At 68.9% G+C, this 16,911-nt stretch carries 15 protein-coding genes and 3 tRNA genes; 10 read left to right on the top strand and 8 right to left on the bottom strand.

Annotated features, from left to right (window positions below; translation table 11 throughout):
- Nucleotide 1: 1 nt before the first annotated feature.
- A complete protein-coding gene (locus ACWEO7_RS23850) occupies nt 2–1,009 on the bottom strand; it encodes an NAD(P)H-quinone oxidoreductase (protein WP_452426259.1) in 1,008 nt (335 codons plus the stop codon).
- A gap of 113 nt (nt 1,010–1,122) precedes the next feature.
- Between ACWEO7_RS23850 and ACWEO7_RS23845 the strand changes: the two genes are divergently transcribed.
- The 3 genes from ACWEO7_RS23845 to ACWEO7_RS23835 all read left to right on the top strand — a co-directional run bounded on the left by ACWEO7_RS23845 (nt 1,123) and on the right by ACWEO7_RS23835 (nt 2,952).
- The gene (locus tag ACWEO7_RS23845) at nt 1,123–2,301 is read left to right on the top strand and encodes a lactate 2-monooxygenase (protein ID WP_452426213.1); all 1,179 of its coding nucleotides are present in this window, start codon (nt 1,123–1,125) and stop codon (nt 2,299–2,301) included.
- Nucleotides 2,302–2,342: 41 nt separating this feature from the next.
- The gene (locus ACWEO7_RS23840) at nt 2,343–2,843 is read left to right on the top strand and encodes a MarR family winged helix-turn-helix transcriptional regulator (RefSeq protein WP_450017991.1); all 501 of its coding nucleotides are present in this window, start codon (nt 2,343–2,345) and stop codon (nt 2,841–2,843) included.
- 24 nt (nt 2,844–2,867) lie between these two features.
- A tRNA-Ser gene (locus ACWEO7_RS23835) sits at nt 2,868–2,952 on the top strand.
- Between the two features lie 49 nt (nt 2,953–3,001).
- Here ACWEO7_RS23835 and ACWEO7_RS23830 read toward each other — a convergent pair.
- Nucleotides 3,002–4,075, bottom strand: a complete 1,074-nt coding sequence (locus ACWEO7_RS23830) for a nitric oxide synthase oxygenase (protein WP_452426258.1) — start codon at nt 4,073–4,075, stop codon at nt 3,002–3,004.
- Nucleotides 4,076–4,594: 519 nt separating this feature from the next.
- Between ACWEO7_RS23830 and ACWEO7_RS23825 the strand changes: the two genes are divergently transcribed.
- Both ACWEO7_RS23825 and ACWEO7_RS23820 read left to right on the top strand, forming a co-directional pair.
- The gene (locus ACWEO7_RS23825; RefSeq protein ID WP_452426211.1) at nt 4,595–5,626 is read left to right on the top strand and encodes a HoxN/HupN/NixA family nickel/cobalt transporter; all 1,032 of its coding nucleotides are present in this window, start codon (nt 4,595–4,597) and stop codon (nt 5,624–5,626) included.
- A gap of 5 nt (nt 5,627–5,631) precedes the next feature.
- Nucleotides 5,632–6,768 carry an alpha/beta hydrolase gene (locus tag ACWEO7_RS23820; RefSeq protein WP_452426210.1) on the top strand — a complete coding sequence of 379 codons (1,137 nt, stop codon included), beginning with the start codon at nt 5,632–5,634 and terminating at the stop codon, nt 6,766–6,768.
- Here ACWEO7_RS23820 and hisC read toward each other — a convergent pair.
- Complete coding sequence (hisC, locus tag ACWEO7_RS23815; protein ID WP_452426208.1) at nt 6,765–7,838, bottom strand: histidinol-phosphate transaminase; 1,074 nt, start codon at nt 7,836–7,838, stop codon at nt 6,765–6,767. The two genes, ACWEO7_RS23820 and hisC, sit on opposite strands and share 4 nt — an antisense overlap.
- 117 nt (nt 7,839–7,955) lie before the next feature.
- On the opposite strand from hisC, the gene ACWEO7_RS23810 reads away from it, so the two are divergent.
- The 3 genes from ACWEO7_RS23810 to ACWEO7_RS23800 all read left to right on the top strand — a co-directional run bounded on the left by ACWEO7_RS23810 (nt 7,956) and on the right by ACWEO7_RS23800 (nt 8,945).
- Complete coding sequence (locus ACWEO7_RS23810; protein ID WP_452426206.1) at nt 7,956–8,660, top strand: dienelactone hydrolase family protein; 705 nt, start codon at nt 7,956–7,958, stop codon at nt 8,658–8,660.
- Nucleotides 8,661–8,748: 88 nt separating this feature from the next.
- Nucleotides 8,749–8,838: transfer RNA gene (locus ACWEO7_RS23805), tRNA-Ser, on the top strand.
- A gap of 34 nt (nt 8,839–8,872) precedes the next feature.
- Nucleotides 8,873–8,945: transfer RNA gene (locus tag ACWEO7_RS23800), tRNA-Arg, on the top strand.
- A gap of 128 nt (nt 8,946–9,073) precedes the next feature.
- Here ACWEO7_RS23800 and ACWEO7_RS23795 read toward each other — a convergent pair.
- The 5 genes from ACWEO7_RS23795 to ACWEO7_RS23775 form a co-directional block, all read right to left on the bottom strand.
- Nucleotides 9,074–9,790 carry a maleylpyruvate isomerase family mycothiol-dependent enzyme gene (locus ACWEO7_RS23795; protein WP_452426205.1) on the bottom strand — a complete coding sequence of 239 codons (717 nt, stop codon included), beginning with the start codon at nt 9,788–9,790 and terminating at the stop codon, nt 9,074–9,076.
- 404 nt (nt 9,791–10,194) lie between these two features.
- Nucleotides 10,195–10,587, bottom strand: coding sequence for a RidA family protein (locus ACWEO7_RS23790; RefSeq protein ID WP_452426203.1), 393 nt, complete (start codon nt 10,585–10,587; stop codon nt 10,195–10,197).
- Nucleotides 10,588–10,792: 205 nt separating this feature from the next.
- Complete coding sequence (locus ACWEO7_RS23785) at nt 10,793–11,437, bottom strand: DUF998 domain-containing protein (RefSeq protein WP_452426256.1); 645 nt, start codon at nt 11,435–11,437, stop codon at nt 10,793–10,795.
- Between the two features lie 262 nt (nt 11,438–11,699).
- Nucleotides 11,700–12,128, bottom strand: a complete 429-nt coding sequence (locus ACWEO7_RS23780; protein WP_355073042.1) for a very short patch repair endonuclease — start codon at nt 12,126–12,128, stop codon at nt 11,700–11,702.
- Complete coding sequence (locus tag ACWEO7_RS23775; protein ID WP_452426254.1) at nt 12,125–13,258, bottom strand: DNA cytosine methyltransferase; 1,134 nt, start codon at nt 13,256–13,258, stop codon at nt 12,125–12,127. Before ACWEO7_RS23775 ends, ACWEO7_RS23780 begins: the two co-directional genes overlap by 4 nt.
- A gap of 336 nt (nt 13,259–13,594) precedes the next feature.
- Here ACWEO7_RS23775 and ACWEO7_RS23770 point away from each other — a divergent pair, with 336 nt between their 5' ends.
- A complete protein-coding gene (locus tag ACWEO7_RS23770) occupies nt 13,595–14,845 on the top strand; it encodes a KasA/KasB family beta-ketoacyl-ACP synthase (protein WP_452426201.1) in 1,251 nt (416 codons plus the stop codon).
- A gap of 108 nt (nt 14,846–14,953) precedes the next feature.
- Nucleotides 14,954–16,882 (top strand): long-chain-fatty-acid--AMP ligase FadD32, encoded by a 1,929-nt coding sequence (gene fadD32 / locus ACWEO7_RS23765; protein WP_452426199.1) that lies wholly within the window; start codon nt 14,954–14,956, stop codon nt 16,880–16,882.
- Nucleotides 16,883–16,911: the final 29 nt, after the last annotated feature.

The following is a 16,911-nucleotide window of genomic DNA, read 5'->3' as shown; positions in this document are numbered from 1 at the left end:
CTCAGAGCTCCGCCACCCGCAGCACGACCTTGCCGAACACCTCGCCGGAGTCCAGCAGCCGGTGCGCTTCGGCGGCCTCCTCGATCGGCAGTTCGGCCGCGATGACGGGCGCCACCGTGCCGTCGGCGATCAACGGCCACAGCTGCCTGCGCACCTCGGCCACGATCTCGGCCTTGCTGCCCGGGCCGGTCACCGGCCGCGCGCGCACGTTGGTGGCGTGAACGGTGCCCCACTTGCGCAACAGGGCGCCCAGGTTCAGTTCGGCGCTCACGCCGCCCTGCATGCCGATCACCACGAGGCGGCCGTGCTCGGCCAGCGCGTCGACGTTGCGTCCCAGGTAGGCCGCGCCCATATTGTCGAGGATGATGTCCGCGCCGGGGCTGCCCGCGCCCGAGCGCTCGGCGCGCACGGCGGCGACGAAGTCGTCCTCCTTGTAGTTGATCAGCACGTCCGCCCCGAGTTCCGCGCAGCGCGCCAGCTTCTCGGCCGATCCGGCGGTCACCGCGACGCGCGCGCCGAGGGCCTTGGCGACCTGGATGGCGTGCGTACCGATCCCGCTGCCGCCGCCGTGGATCAGCACCAGCTGGTTGGCCCGCAGGCCCGCGGTCATCACCAGGTTCGACCACACGGTCGCCGCCGCCTCGGGCAGCCCGGCGGCCGCGCCCAGGTCCAGGCCGTCCGGGACCGGGAGCACCTGGGTGGCGGGCACCACGACCCGCTCGGCATAGCCGCCGCCGGACAGCAGCGCGCACACTCGATCACCGACCGCCCAGTCGCGCACTCCGTCGCCGATTCCGGCGATCACGCCGGAGCATTCCAGGCCGAGTATCGGGCTGGCTCCCGGCGGGGGTGGGTAGAGGCCCTGACGCTGCAACAGATCGGCCCGGTTGACACCCGCGGCGGCCACCTCGATCAGCACTTCTCCGTGTCCCGGCTTCGGGTCCGGCACTTCGGCCAAGACCATGACATCTGGACCGCCGAAACCGTTCAGATCTATAGCGCGCACCATGCCATAGTGCTCCGCGCGGACGGGCGTCCGCGCGGTGGCCCCGGAGTCGACCTTTCCGGACCGATCCGGCAAGCGGCCTGCGGTGACCGGCGTCACGGACTACCGTTCCGGTGATGAGTGGCGGCTTCATCGATTTCCAGAACGAGATCTACCTCGGCGGTCTGGGCGGCGTGACACCCGAATTGCCCATGACCGCAACGGGTCTGGAGTCGTTGGCGCAGGAGCGGCTGGATCCGGCCGCCTTCGCCTACGTGGCGGGCAGCGCGTCCGCGGAGCGCACCGCCGCCGCAAACCGATCCGCCTTCGACCGCTACCGCATCCTGCCGCGGATGCTGCGTGGCTCCACCGGCCCCGGCGCCCGGGATCTGTCCGTCGAGGTGCTCGGGACGAAACTGGCCGCACCCGTGCTCACCGCGCCGGTCGGCGTCCTGGAACTCCTGCACGAGGGCGGCGAGGTGATCGTGGCGGAGGTGACCAGAGAACTCGGCATCGGCACGGTGCTGTCCACTGCGGCTTCCTCCACCATCGAGGACGTCGGCGCGTCGGCCGGTGCGTGGTGGTACCAGCTGTATTGGCCCTCGGATGACGAACTGGCCTGCTCTTTCGTCCGGCGCGCCGAGCAGGCCGGAGCTTCGGCGATCGTGGTCACCGTGGACACTCCGACCCTCGGCTGGCGGCCGCGCGACCTGGAACAGGCGCACCTGCCGTTCCTGCACGGCAAGGGCATCGCCAACTATCTGTCCGACCCGGTGTTCCGGGCCAAGCTGCCTGCCGCGCCGGAAGAGAGCGAGGAGGCGATGCGGACGGCCATCCTCACCTGGGTCGGCCTGTTCGGCAACCACACGCTGCGGCTCGCCGACCTCTCGCTGCTGCGCGAATGGACGGATCTCCCGATCGCCGTGAAAGGCATCCTGCACCCCGACGACGCGCGTCAGGCAGTGGACGCCGGCGCCGATGCGGTGGTGGTGAGCAATCACGGCGGCCGCCAAGTGGACGGCTCGATCGCGGCGCTGGACGCGCTGCCCGCGGTGGTGGCCACCATCGGCGACCGCGCCGACGTCCTGTTCGACTCCGGCCTGCGCACCGGTTCCGACGTGCTCGTGGCGCTGGCCTTGGGTGCGAAGGCGGTGCTGTACGGGCGGCCGTGGGCCTACGGCCTCGGGCTCGCGGGCGCCGCGGGGGTACGGCACGCGCTGCGCACGTTGCTCGCCGATTTCGACTCCACCCTCGGCCTCGCCGGATGCACCAGCCCGGCCGCAGTGAACCGCGCACTGCTGTCCACGGTGCGCTGACCTGCGAGAGTTGCCCATTTCCGCAGTTCGTCGCGCATAGAATGACCACCGTGCATCCCGAACCGAGCGGTCGCGTCGTGGCCGAGCCCCGCTGGCTCACCCCGGCCCAGCAGCGCGCCTGGCGCGCGTACATGGACGGCCACCAGCGCCTGATGACAGCACTGAATCGTCAGCTGCAACGCGACAGCGACCTGACCGTCGCCGAATACCGGATCCTGGTCCTGCTCTCCGAGGCGCCCGACCGCTCGTTGCGGATGAGCGAGCTGGCCGACGGCGTGCTGTCCTCGCGCAGCAAGCTGACCCACCAGATCCGGCGGCTGGAGGCGCAGAAGATGGTCCGCCGCAACACCTGCCTGGAGGACGGCCGCGGCGTGCTCGCCGAACTCACCGACGAGGGCCTGCGCCGCCTGCAAGCCGCCGCGCCCGGCCACGTCGAAGCCGTCCGCAGCCACTTCATCGATCTACTGGCTCCGGCCCAGCTCGAGGTGATCGCCGACGTCTTCGGCCGAGTCGACGAGGAAATCGGCAAGCACTCCGGCTGAGCCGTCCGCTACGATCAGGTCCCTGGAGACGTGGCAGAGCGGCCGAATGCACTCGCCTTGAAAGCGAGCGTCGCGAGAGCGACCGGGGGTTCAAATCCCTCCGTCTCCGCTCCATTCGCTGGGTGGCCCATGCTCATGGAGAGCATGAGCCGCGGCGGTTACAGTGCCACATCCGCGCGGAAGTCTCTGCGGACGAAATTCGGCCGGATGTCCATGTCGGGTGGGTCGTAGTAGCGGTGGAAGGTCGGGGTCAGGCCGGACGATATCGGCGGGTTGATCCAGGACCAGTCGGTGGGGCAGGCGCGGCCCGCGGCTTCCTCGCGCTTGACGTGATCGCAGAACTGTTTGGCGACGGTGTGATGGTCGACGATGTACACGCCCGCCTTGCGGAAGCTGTGCAGCACGGCGCGGTTTAGTTCGACCAGGGCCTGATCGCGCCAGAGGTTGCGCTCTGCCCGGGTGTCCAGGCACATCATCTCCGCGATCAGCGGGAGCATGTTGTAGCGGTTGGCGTCGCTGAGATTCCGCGCACCGATCTCCGCGCCCAGATACCAGCCGTTGAACGGTGCGAACGGGTAGGTCATGCCGCCGATCTCGAGATTCATGTCGGACACCGCGGGCAGCGCGTGCCAGCGCAGGCCGAGACCGGCGAACCACTCGAACTCGGGATGCTCGAGTTCCACCTCGCGTGCGAGCTCGGGCGGGATGTCGAACCAGCGAACCGGCTCGTCCGGCGTACTGATCAGCAGCGGAAGGATGTCGAAAGGCGTTCCGGCGCCGCGCCACCCGAGTTTCATCGCGAATTCGGTGAGCTCGACGTTGGCGGCGTCACCGGTGACCGTCCCATCCCCGTTGCGATAGCCCGCGTAGCGGATGATCTGTGGGCTGACGATGCGGAACTCGCGCCCGTCCGGTTGCCGCGGCGGGCCGACGGTGATCATCGACTGAATGGCGCCGTTGTTGGTGGCCATGTGCAGGTGCTGCCAGCAGACCTCGGCCAGGTCGCGTGCCGAGCGGACCCGCCGGGCGTCGAGCAATTTCAACGAGCGCCAATGCTTGCGGCCCACGCAGCGGGCGTGATTGCGCCAGGCGAGCTTGGCCCCGATCAGGATCTCCTCGGCGGTCTGGAGATAGGAACCGGTCTGTTCGAGTTGCTCCAGCGCGCAGCGTCGGCGCTGTGCGCTCAGGTGCGCCAATTCGGGCAGCCGGAAGAACTCGTCGCACTCCCGCATCCGGCGTTCCAGATCGGGCAGGAAAGGATTTGTGCCCGATTCGTTCTCGATCGAGGAGACGGGCGACACTGGATTCACGGTTTTCTCCGGTCGGGCATAGGTGCTGCGATGAAACAGACGAATCGAGCAGAGAATTCGCGCGGGAAGCGCAGCGGGCACCGCGTCGTCGGGGTGGCCCGCGCATGGCAGATGCCACGGATTAGCTTTGGTTCGAGGCCAACTCAGGAGACACGGGGGCCGTCGCGACTGTGAACCGGACGGCCGGTCCGCACGGTGCAGTACAGCGCAGTGGGGTGACCTCGGCGCCGATAGTGTGGATGCGCGATCATGCCCGTCCTAGTTCGATACCCCGGAAAAGGCTCGGCGCTCAGCGTACGGCGGGTGTGCTGACGGTGTGCCACGATTTGCTGGATTTGCTGGATCGACCCGAGACGCGGACCGGTGCCGGTGCGGTCGAGTATCGTTGACGCGTCTGCATTTCGGGGGTCGAGGGGTTCGCTCGTGCGCAGTGTCATCGGAATGACCATCACCGTCGTGGCTCTGCACGTCCTCGGCTGGGGGACGCTGCTGCTGTTCGTCGCGCCGAACCATTATGTGATCGACGGTTCGGTGTTCGGCATCGGTCTCGGGGTGACGGCGTACACGCTCGGCATGCGGCACGCGTTCGATGCCGACCACATCGCCGCCATCGACAACACCGTTCGAAAATTGGTGGCGGAGAGCGGGAAGCAGAAGGTCCGGACAGTCGGCTTCTGGTTCGCGCTGGGCCACTCCACGGTCGTGTTCGTACTCGTGGCCTTGCTCGCCTTCGGTGTGCGGGCGCTGGCGTCCACCTTGGCGGACGAGGATTCGGCCCTGCAACGCTGGACGGGCTTATGGGGCACCAGCGTCTCCGGCGCGTTCCTGATCCTGATCGGTCTGCTCAATCTGGCGTCGCTGGCCGGCATCTGGCGCGTGTTCCGGCAGATGCGCCGCGGCGAATTCGACGAGGCGCAGCTGGAACGGCAGCTGGACAGCCGGGGCCTGCTCAACCGGCTGCTGCGACCGGTGCTCGGCCTCGTCCGCAGGCCGCGGCACATGTATCCGGTGGGCGTGCTGTTCGGCCTCGGCTTCGACACCGTCACCGAGGTCGGGCTGCTCGTGATCGCGGGCGGCGCGGCGGCGACCGGGCTGCCCTGGTATTCCATCCTGGTACTGCCCGTGCTGTTCTCGGCGGGCATGGCGCTGTTCGACTCGCTGGACGGTTCGTTCATGAGCTTCGCCTACGACTGGGCCTTCGCCGAGCCGGTGCGGAAGATCTACTACAACTTGGTGATCACCGGACTGTCGGTGGCCGTGGCGCTGTTGATCGGCGGGCAGGAGATCGTCTCGATCTTCGCCGAGCGGCTCGAGGTCCGATCGGGCGTCGTCGCCTGGATCGGAAATCTCGACCTCGGTGATCTCGGATTCATCATCGTCGGGCTGTTCGTGCTCACCTGGGCGGTCGCCGTCGCGGTGTGGCGTTTCGCCGGCGTGGAGCGGCGCTGGCAGGACGGTCTGCCCGCACGGTGAGCACGGTGCGTGGTCTTCGACACGTCGACGGCCTTCCTGCGACCATCGACGTCTCTGGCAGGATGGTCGGCATGCTGTGTCGCGGGGTGCGGCGTTGGCTTTCCAACGCTCTGATCAGTGCCGCACTCGTTTCCGGGGTGGTGTCATTCGGTGCACCCCAGGTCACGGCGGCGCCCGGCAATCCGCCGCCGGTCAACACCGGATCTTCGGACGGTCCCGGCCCGGCGGAGCCGACAAGTAAACAGCCCTCGACGCCGCGAATCGAGCGCATCGAACCGATCAACGATCGGTGGCTGCGGGTCTATGTCGCCTCGCCCGCGATGAGCCGGGTGGTCGAGGTGCAGGTGCTGCTGCCACGCGACCAGTCGCGCCCGCGTCCCACCGTCTACATGCTCGACGGCCGCAGTGCGAACCCCGACAGCAACAACTGGACCGAACTCGGGCACGCCGACCGTTTCTACGCCGACAAGGACGTCAACGTCGTGCTCACCGTCGGCGGGCCGGCCAGCTTCTACACCGACTGGCAGCAGCCGGACCCGGTGCTCGGCACCAACAAGTGGGAGACGTTCCTGACCAAGGAGTTGCCTCCGCTGATCGACGCGAAGTTCGACGGCAACGGCACCAACGCGGTGATGGGCGTCTCGATGGGTGCGGAGGCCGCGATGATGCTCGCGTTCCGGCAGCCGACGCTCTACAAAGCCATCGGGGCGCACAGCGGCTGCTTCTCGATGGGCACCGACATCGGCCAGGCGCAGGCGCGGGCTGTGGTGGCCACCTACATGGGCGAGCCGGACAACATGTTCGGCAAGCAGGACGACCCCGACTGGCTGGCGCACGACGTCACCCTGCACGCGGACGCGTTGCGGGGCAAGACGATCTACCTGTCGGTCGGCAGCGGTCTGCCCGGCGTGCACGACGTGCCCGGGACGCCGAACGTCGACCTGCCCAGCGCCATCACGTTCGGCGGCCCGCTGGAGGCCGCGACCAACGCCTGCACCCAGCGGCTCACCGAGCGGCTGCGGTCACTCGGTATCCCGATCACCGCGCACTTCCGGGCCACCGGCACACACTCCTGGCCGTACTGGGAGGACGAGCTCGCCCTCTCCTGGCCCACGATCGCGCCCGCGATAGGCGTCCGCTAACCCAGGAACCGGGCGAGCACTTCCGGGGCACTGGCGAAGCTCAGGAACAGGTCGTTCTCGTGCGGGTCGCCGATGGTGACGCGCACCCCGTCGGTCCCGTACGGCCGCACCAGCACCCCGGCCGCCGCGCTGGCCTCGCCGAACTCGGCGCTGCGCGCGCCAAGCGGCAGCCAGACGAAGTTCGCCTCACTCGGCGGCACCGGGTATCCCGCCGCCACCAGGGCGTCGCGCACCCGCTCGCGTTCGACGACCAGAACGTCCGTGCGATCCAGCAATTCGTGGCGTGACTCCAGCGACGCGATCGCCGCCGCCTGCGCGAGCCTGCTCACGCTGAACGGGATGTGCACCTTCAGCAGCGCCGTGATCACGGCCGGATCGCCCACCGCGTAGCCCACCCGCAACCCGGCCAGGCCGTACGCCTTGGAGAAGGTACGCAGCACAACCACATTGGGTCTGGTCCGGCCGATCTCGACGCCGTCGGGGCGGTCGGCCAGCCGCACGTATTCGTAGTACGCCTCATCGAGCACCACCAGCACGTGCGACGGTACCGCGTCGAGGAACCGGATCAGCTCCGTCCGGCCGACCGCGGTGCCGGTGGGGTTGTTCGGGTTGCAGACGAAGATCAACTTGGTCCGCTCGGTGACGGCGGCGGCCAGCGCGTCCAGATCGTGCACCTGACCGGCCGTGAGTGGCACCTGCACCGCGGTGGCGTTGCCCACCTTGGTCACGATCGGATACGCCTCGAACGAGCGCCACGCGTACAGCACCTCGTCGGACGGTGACGAGCAGGTGATCTGCACCAGCTCCTGGCACAGCGCCACGCTGCCGCAGCCGACCGCGACATTCTCGAAGCCGACCCCGAGGAACTCGGCCAGCGCCGTCCGCAACTCGGTCACCTGGTTGTCCGGATACCGGTTGGCCAGCTCCGCCGCTTCGGCGATGGCTTTGGCGGCGGCGGGCAGCGGACCGACGGTCGTCTCGTTGCTGGCCAGCTTGACCGCGCCGGGATTGCTGCGGCCGGGGGTGTACGCCGGGATCGATTCGAGGTCCGGCCGGATCTGCGCTGTCACACTCCAACCCTAATCGGCGCCGGGAAAAGCCCGATCGGCGTACCGGAAATTATCTGGGATATAGGCCCTCACGTGCAATTTCTACCGAAGTTCAGCAACTCGCCCTACGCTGGTTTCATGTCGGGCACCTACGACGATTTGGCCCCGCTGCGGGCGAGCGACCAGGAAGACGAGCGGCCGGCCAGCGGTGGGCAGGTGCCCATCACGGTCGTGGAGCCGGATGGAAACGCCCGCGGCGGCATCGTGCTGCTGCACGAGTCGCGCGAGTTCACCGGCGCGTTACGCGACCTGATGAACGCGCTGGCCGGCGAGGGCTGGACGGTGGTCGCGCCCAAACTCTTCCACCGGGCCGACGGTGAACCGGGCGCCGGGGTCTTCGGCGACGAGCTGTTCGCGGACTTCGACGCCTGCTTCGACTGGCTCACCCGGCGGGGGGTGTTCCCCGACACCATCGGCGTGCTCGGTTTCGACTCCGCGGGCACCGCCGCGTTCCTGGTCGCGACCAATCGCCCCATCGGCGCCGCGGTGAGCGTCGCGGCCCACGGCATCACCGAGCCGCTCACCGAGCAGGCCGACGCCCTCGTGCGCGCCGCGCCCAACCTGCAGGCGCCGTGGCTCGGCTTGTTCGGCGTCGACGACCCGTCCACCCCGCCCGCCCAGGTGGACGAGCTACGCGACGCGACCGCCCGCGCCGCGGTCGCCAGCCTGGTGGTCACCTACTCCGGCCTGCACCACCGAGCCGACACCTCCGAGGCGGACGACGGCGACGCGGTCGATTCGCAGACCAGAATCTTCGATTGGTTCGACAGCAACCTACGCTGACCAGCCGTTTTGTGATCTGGTCGGTAGCTCCTGTAACCTTTCTGCTCGGCGGTTCGAAAGGACCGGTGCCCTCGAAGAGAAGGCTCCAGGAGGCGTGCCAGAGCGGCCGAATGGGACTCACTGCTAATGAGTTGTCCCTTCACGGGGACCGGAGGTTCAAATCCTCTCGCCTCCGCCACACCCGGGAAACCGGGTACAACTGAATAACACATGCGCCCGTAGCTCAACGGATAGAGCATCTGACTACGGATCAGAAGGTTAGGGGTTCGAATCCCTTCGGGCGCACTTCTCGGAGGCCCCTCCAGTTTCGGCTGGAGGGGCCTCCGCGTGTCCCATGGCCATTCTGATGTTCACGAGTGGCACACCAGGGAGAGGGCTTCTCGGGCGATGCCGCAGTGGTGTGCCGCTCGTGGTTACTTCCAGGCGGGGAGGGTGGGGAGGGGGCCGGTGAGGTCGGTGCCGGGGGCGCGGCCGAGGAGCCAGGCGGCGAGGGAGGCGGCTGGGCCGGAGATGGTGTCGGTGGGGGAGGGGCCGATGGCGGCGGTGAAATCGGTGTCGGTGGCCCGGATGGTGAAGGCGAGGGGGGTGTCGGACGTCAGGCGGGTGAGGTCGGCTGTGGCTTGGGGGAGGATGCGGGTTACGAAGGAGGCGAGCCAGTTCGTGGGGTGGTAGTTCGCGTTCAGGTCTACGTGGTGAATTTCGACCTCTTGCAAGCGCATCCACAGGACTTCGGTTGCGGGGATGGGGCGGCCCTGGCGGGTGCGGACTTGTGCTTGCCAAGCGTCGTCGGTCAGTGAGCGTGCGAGGCCGAGGAAACGGGTCGCGGCGGCCTCGTTGTCGGCGAGTTGTTCGGCGAGTGGACGGGGCGCGCCCGCCTCGATGTCGGCGTCGCGCAGGAAAGGGCTGGCGTATTGCGGGATTTCGACGCCGGTGTGCGCCCACAACAGGAGGTTCACCAAGCTGTCGGCGTTGCGGGCGAGGTGTGCGAGGACGTGGCCGCGGGTCCAGCCGGGCAGCAAGGAGGGTTCGGTCACGGCGTGCTCGTCGAGGCCGCGGATGGTGTCGAGCAGGCGTGCGGTCGCCTCGGCGACGGTGTCGAGGTGCACGGGAGTCTGCGAGGCGGTGGTCACGGTTTCGACCCTAGCGAGGCGAGACCCGGTCCGCCGCGAACGACGGGCCGGACCCGGCCGAACGAAGGTCATCGGAACTGTTGTGGGCCTGTGTGTCGTGCCGTCAGTCGTCACCGGTGTCGTCGGCGCTGGATGACGCACGGGACACCGGATGGCGTCGGCTCCGACAAGGGCTCGACGCGGCGCTACATGGAAGCCCGTAGCACCGACATCCGACAACTCCGTGGTCGCACTCGAGGGGAGACCGCCGGACCTGGGCGTTTCGGTGCAGGGCGGTGAACCTCCGGCGTGCCGCCGTGGTGGGTGACAAGCCGTGATTCCGCCCAGGACTGGCAGCGGGCGGGGCGATCTGGGATGAGTGCGATCGCCGCAAACCACGGCGGCCTGGAAGCTCGCCCGGCGATCTACCCGCCGGCGATCGCGTCGGCTTCGATCTCGACCAGCAGGGCCGGGGTGATCAGGGCCTTGATCTCGTACATGGCCGTGGCGGGACGGATCTCGCCGAAGACCTCGGCGTGCGCCTTGGCGACCTCGGGCCAGCGGGCGATGTCGGTGACGAAGATGCGGGTGCGCACCACGTCGGCCAGGCTCGCGCCCACCTCTTCCAGTGCGGAGGCGATGCGTCGCAAGGTCTCCCTGGTCTGCTCGCCGATGTCGTCGCCGCCGACCGCCGTGCCGCCGGGTGCCGAAGCGGTGGTTCCGCTGACCGCGATGACATCGCCGAGCCGCACCGCCCGCGAGTAGCCGACGATGTCTTCGAACTCCGAACCCGAGGAGATGTTCACGCGATCACTCATGCGCGACAGCATCGCACGGCAATCGGGACGAGCCTTCGGCGGACAGTGGAGTGCGGGATGCCCGTCGGACCGCACTCGGACCGGCAGCGAGCGCAGGTGGGCGGCTCGAACGCGTGGAATCTCCCGGTCGAGCGGGGGGCGATGGTGCCGCCGACGCCCACGACGTTCTCGCCATCCTGGAACAGGCACGAGCGGACGCCTGGTGTCAGCTCGACTCCCGCCCCTCCACGACCACCGCCGCGGCCAGCGCGATCAACCACAGCGACATCGCGCCCACCTGGATCCGCTGGGCGATGCCGAGGGCGTAGTTCCCGGGCAGGTTGTCGGCCACCAGCATCCACACCGTCGCCAGTGACCCGATCACCAGCACGACCAGGCCGGATTCGCGCAGCACCCGCCAGCCTCGATAGCGGAACGCGGCGAGGCTGAAGGCGAAGGCGGCGACCGCGATCGAGGTGACCGCCAGCGTGCTCGTCAGCGCGTGCGGCTGATGCAGTTGCGGAAATAGTTCGCTCGGGCCGCCGCACCCGCTCTCCCCGGGGACGCAGTCGTGCAGCGGCAGCAGCACGTCGGCGACGGTCGCCGCGCCGAAGCAGAACAGCGCGATCCAGCCGACGTTGGTCAGCCTGCGACGTGGAAACAACAGCAGCCCCGCGAGCGCCGCGGGCATGAGTGCCACCCCGACGATCAGGTCGGCGGTCGCGAACACCTCCCGGTACGGCTTGCCCTCCGCGTCCAGTTCGCTGAGGAACGTGTCGACCGGGTCGAGGTCGATGCCGAGCACGAACTGCAGCACCCAGGAGGAGTAGCAGATCCCAGCGATCGCGATCGCCGCGGCGACCAGCACCATCGCCGGTCGTACGCGCCGAACAGCGATCTCCGGGCCACTCGTCACGCCTTCATTCTGCTGGTCGCTCGAGCGCGCCGGACAGCGGCGGGCCGCACACGTCATTACCATCCGGCACACAGGGTCTTGTCAGCTTCGCCCGGCACGCTGGTCGACAGCTGCAACTCGAGGAGGTCCCATGCTCGGTTTCGCGACTGCCGCCGCCGGAATCGCGGTCATGACGGTGATGGTGGCGTCCGGCTACCTGGCCGCCCACGCTCCGCGTTCACTCGTGCGGGTGCGACACCGCTGACAGCGCGGCCTGCACGCGGTCGGCCGCACTGACGGGATCTTCGTGCTCCCAGACGCGGACCACGTGCCATCCCGCGGCGATGAGCGCCGCGTCGGTGGCCCGGTCCCTGGCCACATTGCCCGCCAGTTTGGCCGCCCACCACTCGGCGTTGTTCTTCGGGTCGGTGGCGTGCTGTGGGCAGCGGTGCCAGAAGCACCCGTCGACGTAGACCGCGATGCGCCTGCGCGGGAACACCAGGTCGGCGCGCCTGCGCTGTCCCCGGATCGGCGCGCGATCGACGAAGTAGCGCAACCCGCGCCGGTGCAGTTCCCGGCGCAGCGCCAGCTCCGGATCGGTTCCGGTGCGCCGTTGACGCGCCATCCTCGCGCTGGTGACCGCGTCGGTCGTGGGCCTGCGGGTCATGCCGCCCATCCGCCCATCCGATCGAGATGGCTTTCCACGTCGGCGAGGAAACCGGGCGGAAAGCGCAGACTGCCCATGGTGGTGCGGCGCAGGAATCCGGCCGTCGCGCGGGCGGAGAGCAACTGCGCGTCGGTGAGGAAGTGGGCCAGGTCCTCGTACGGCTCGTGCACCGGCCAGGTGGAGACCGGCACCCGATAGGCGGCACCGGTGTGTCCCCATGCGGCGACCGGCCACGGGGTGCCCGGCGATAGCGGTTGATCGCCGGAGATCGGTGCGAGCGGAGCGGCCAGCCGCGACCCGACCCACGCCGCCATCCGCACGCTCACCGCGTTGCCGACAAGCTTCCAGCGGTGGCCCTTCCTGATGCCGGGCACGTCGGTCGCGGGCGCCGTCCAGCCCGCGTCGAAACCTTGCAGACGTTCGGCGTCGGCGATGCCGGGCGTGACGATCTCCCCGGACGGCAGCCGCACCGCGGGCGGGCTGGCGATGCCGAGCGCTGAGCCGCCCTTCAGTGTCGGAACCGCGTTCACCGCCCAGCCCAGTCCGCGCACCCCCTCGGTCCAGTAGAAGCCGCACGGATCGATCTCGGGATCGCCGATCGCACGGGGACCGGCGTCCTCGCCGAACAGCACCCCGCGCGGATCCTCGGTGCGGGACGCCAGCATCAGCACCCGCTGCCTGCGCTGGGGCAGGCCGAACGCGCGGGCGTCCACCACGCGGTAGGCCCAGGTGTAGCCGAGCTCGTCGAGCGCGCCCGTGATGTGCCGCATGGCCGCGCCGCGGCCCAGCTGCAGCATGAACGGCACGTTCTCGATCAGCAGCCAGCGTGGGCCCCGCTTGCGGCGGACCAGGCGGAACACCTCGTCGACCAGACCCGAGCGCGTGCCGGTGATACCGGCGGTGCGCCCCGCCTGGGAGAGGTCCTGGCACGGGAATCCCGCCGCGACCAGTTCCGTTCCCGCCGGGATGGCGCGGAGTCTGGTGATGTCGGAATGCAGCGGCACGTCCGGGAAACGGGCGGCGAGCACGCCTTGGGCTCCGGGCTCGATCTCGCACAGCAGCTCGGTGTGCCAGCCGTGCCTGCCGAGGCCGAGCTCGAGTCCGCCGATCCCGGCGAACAGCCCGACCATCCGCGCGCCCGTCAACGACCTTCCCTTTCTCGCGTCCACACCGGACGCCGCCCGCGCGTCCTGTGCCCGGGGAGCAGGTTACTCGAGTCGTCCGAGGCGTTCCCCGAACAACGCGACCATCGTCCCCGGCACCTGGTACGGTCCGCGTGTCACGCCGTGCGATCGGTGCGCATTTCCAATAATGCACAAGGGTGGTCGCACCCGGACGTGATGACCGGCCGATCCGCCTGCGCTCCAGTGCCATCCACGCGGGCCGCCCACGATCCTGGTGGCGCGCTCGCGCATTGCTTTTGCTCGACGAAGTTCCAGAGCGACGCTAGGGAAAGTGAGCGAAACATGCAGATGCCTTCCACCAAAAACGGACAGTTTCCCTCGGTCGTGGTCACCAGCCTCGCGGCGACCACGTCCATCGCGGGTGACGTGGATTCCACGTGGAAAGGCTTGCTCAACGGCGACAGCGGTATCGACCTCCTGGAAGACGAGTTCATCGACGAATTCGAGCTGCCGGTCCGCATCGGCGGGCATCTGAAGGTGCCGCCCGCCGCGTATCTGGACGCCGCCGAGGCCCGCAGGCTCGCTTACGTGGAGCAGTTGGCCGTCGTGCTCGGGCGTGAGGTCTGGCGCAACGCGGGCAGCCCCGAGGTGGACACGCGCCGTCTCGGGGTGTCCATCGGCACCGGGCTCGGCGGCGCGGAGGCGATCATCCACGCTCGGGACAAGCTGCACAACGGCGGTTACCGCAAGGTGTCGCCGTACACGGTGCAGGCCGTGATGCCGAACGGCGCGGCGGCCTGCGTCGCGCTGGAGATCGGTGCGCGGGCCGGGGTGACGACGCCGGTCTCGGCCTGTTCCTCCGGCGCGGAGGCGATCGCCAACGCGTGGCGGATGATCGTCATGGGTGACGCCGACGTGATGGTCACCGGCGGCGTGGAGGGTTCCATCCAGGCGCTCGCGATCGCGGCGTTTTCCATGATGCGTGCGATGAGCACCCGAAACGACGCGCCGAAGAGCGCCTCCCGTCCGTTCGACGCCGACCGCGACGGCTTCGTCTTCGGTGAGGCGGGCGCGCTGATGGTGCTGGAGACCGAGGAGCACGCCAAAGCGCGTGGCGCGACCATTCACGCCCGGCTGATGGGCGCGGGCGTCACCTCCGACGGCTTCCATCTGGTCGCGCCGGATCCCGAGGGCACCGGCGCCGCGCGCGCGATGTCGCGGGCGATGCGGACGGCCGGCCTGGCCAAGTCCGATGTCACGCACGTCAACGCGCACGCGACCGCCACTCCCATCGGCGACACGGCGGAGGCGCGCGCGATCGGCGAGGCCGTGGGCACCCATGCGTCGGTCTACGCGCCGAAATCGGCTCTCGGGCATTCCATCGGCGCGGTCGGCGCGCTCGAGTCGGTGCTCACGGTGCTGACCGTGCGGGACGAAATCATCCCGCCCACGTTGAATTTGGACAATCAAGATCCCGAGATCGATCTGGATGTGGTGCACGGCGGAAGCAGGCCGGGCCGTATCGATTACGCCTTGAACAATTCGTTCGGATTCGGCGGGCACAATGTCGCGCTCGCCTTCGGCCGGTATTGAGGGCCAGGTGGCCGGGACACCTGCTAGCCTTCCCGACGCTTCGTTATCGACCTGTGTTCGGTGTCATTGCACGGCCCGAGTGTCTGTGCGCTGGAAAAGGATAAGGCGATGATCGACGAAACTTTCGACGACTATCTGGACGATCAGGGCAATATCGAGATTCGCGGGGACAAGACCCTGATCGACTTCGTCGACAAGCACAGCGTGGAGAACGGCGACGACCTCGCCTACCGCTTCATCGACTACTCCCGGGAGCGGGACGGCGAATACCTGGAGCTCACCTGGCGGCAGTTCGGTGTGCGCCTGCGCGCGGTGGCGGCTCGGCTGCAACAGGTCACGTGCCCGGGCGACCGGGTGGCGATCCTCGCTCCGCAAGGACTCGACTACGTCGTTTCGCTCTTCGCCGCGGTGTACTCGGGAAATATCGCGGTTCCGCTGTTCGACCCCGAGGAGCAGGGCCACACCGACCGGCTGCACGCGGTGCTCGGCGACTGCAAGCCCGCCGCGATCCTCACGGTGGGCTCGGCGGCGAGCGGCGTGCGGAAATTCTTCCGGCACCTGCCGCCGCAGGAGCGTCCGCGGATCATCGCGGTGGAGGCCATCCCGGACAGTGTCGGCGCTTCGTGGGTGCGCCCGGACATCAACATCGACAGCGTCGCCTACCTGCAGTACACCTCGGGTTCCACCCGGACGCCCGCGGGCGTGGAGATCACCCACCGCGCGGTGGGCACGAATCTGCTGCAGATGATCGACGCCATCGGCGTCACCGAGAATTCGCGCGGGGTCACCTGGCTGCCGTTGTTCCACGACATGGGCCTGCTGGCCGTGATCCTGCCGACCGTCGGCGGCGGGTTCATCACCATCATGTCGCCGAGCGCGTTCGTGCGCCGTCCTTATCGCTGGATCAAGGAACTGGCCGCCGCGTCGGACGGCGCCGGAACCTTCGCCGCCGCACCCAATTTCGCGTTCGAGCACGCCGCGGCGCGCGGCAAACCCAAGCCCGGCGAGGAATTGGACCTCTCGAACGTGATCGGGCTGATCAACGGCAGCGAGCCGGTGTCGGTGTCGTCGATGAAGAAGTTCAACGAGGCGTTCGCGCCGTACGGGTTGCCGGAGACGGCGATCAAACCGTGCTACGGCATGGCCGAGGCGACGGTGTTCGTCTCCGCCACCAGGGCCCAGGACAAGGCGAAGGTGGTCTATGTCGATCGGGCCGAGCTGAACGCCGGGCGGATGGTCGAGGTCGCGGCGGACGCGGTCAACGCGATCGCACAGGTGTCCTGCGGATACGTCGCACGGTCGCAGTGGGCGGTGATCGTGGACCCGGAACACGGCACAGAGAGACGTGACGGCGAGGTCGGCGAGATCTGGTTGCACGGCGAGAACATGGGCACCGGGTATTGGGGCCGTCCCGAGGAGACCGCCGCCACCTTTCGTGCCGAGCTGACCGCTCGGTTGCCCGAGGGAAGTCACGCGGAGGGCACCCCGCTGGACGCCAATTGGATGCGCACCGGCGACTTCGGCGCGTACCTCGACGGCGAGCTGTACATCACCGGACGGGTCAAGGACCTGGTCATCGTGGACGGCCGCAACCACTATCCGCAAGATCTGGAGTTCTCGGCCCAGGAATCGAGCACGGCGTTGCGCCCCGGCTTCGTCGCGGCGTTCTCGGTACCCGCCAACGAACTGCCCGCGCTGGTCTTCGAGCAGGGCAGCCAGTCCGGCCTGAGGTTCGACGCCGAGGACACCTCCGAGCAGCTGGTGATCGTCGCGGAGCGCAATGCCCGCGCGGGCAAGCTCGAGCCGGAGCCGGTCGCCGACACCGTGCGTGCCGCGATCGCGCGCCGCCACGGCGTCATGGTCCGTGACGTGCTGCTGGTGCCCGCGGGGTCGATCCCGCGCACCTCCAGCGGCAAGATCGCCCGCCGCGCCTGCCGGGCGGCTTATCTGGAGGGCACGCTGCGCGGCGGCCACCAGCAGCAGGCTTTCCCGGACGCGCCGCAGGAGTGGGACTCGGAGACCGCGGGCGTCGGCTAGAGCTCGGTCTCGAGGCAGCGGTCGCGATC

Source organism: Nocardia sp. NPDC004260, assembly GCF_053603155.1.
Note: the sequence above shows the minus strand (reverse complement) of the source record. Positions and strands in the feature narration are given on the sequence as shown.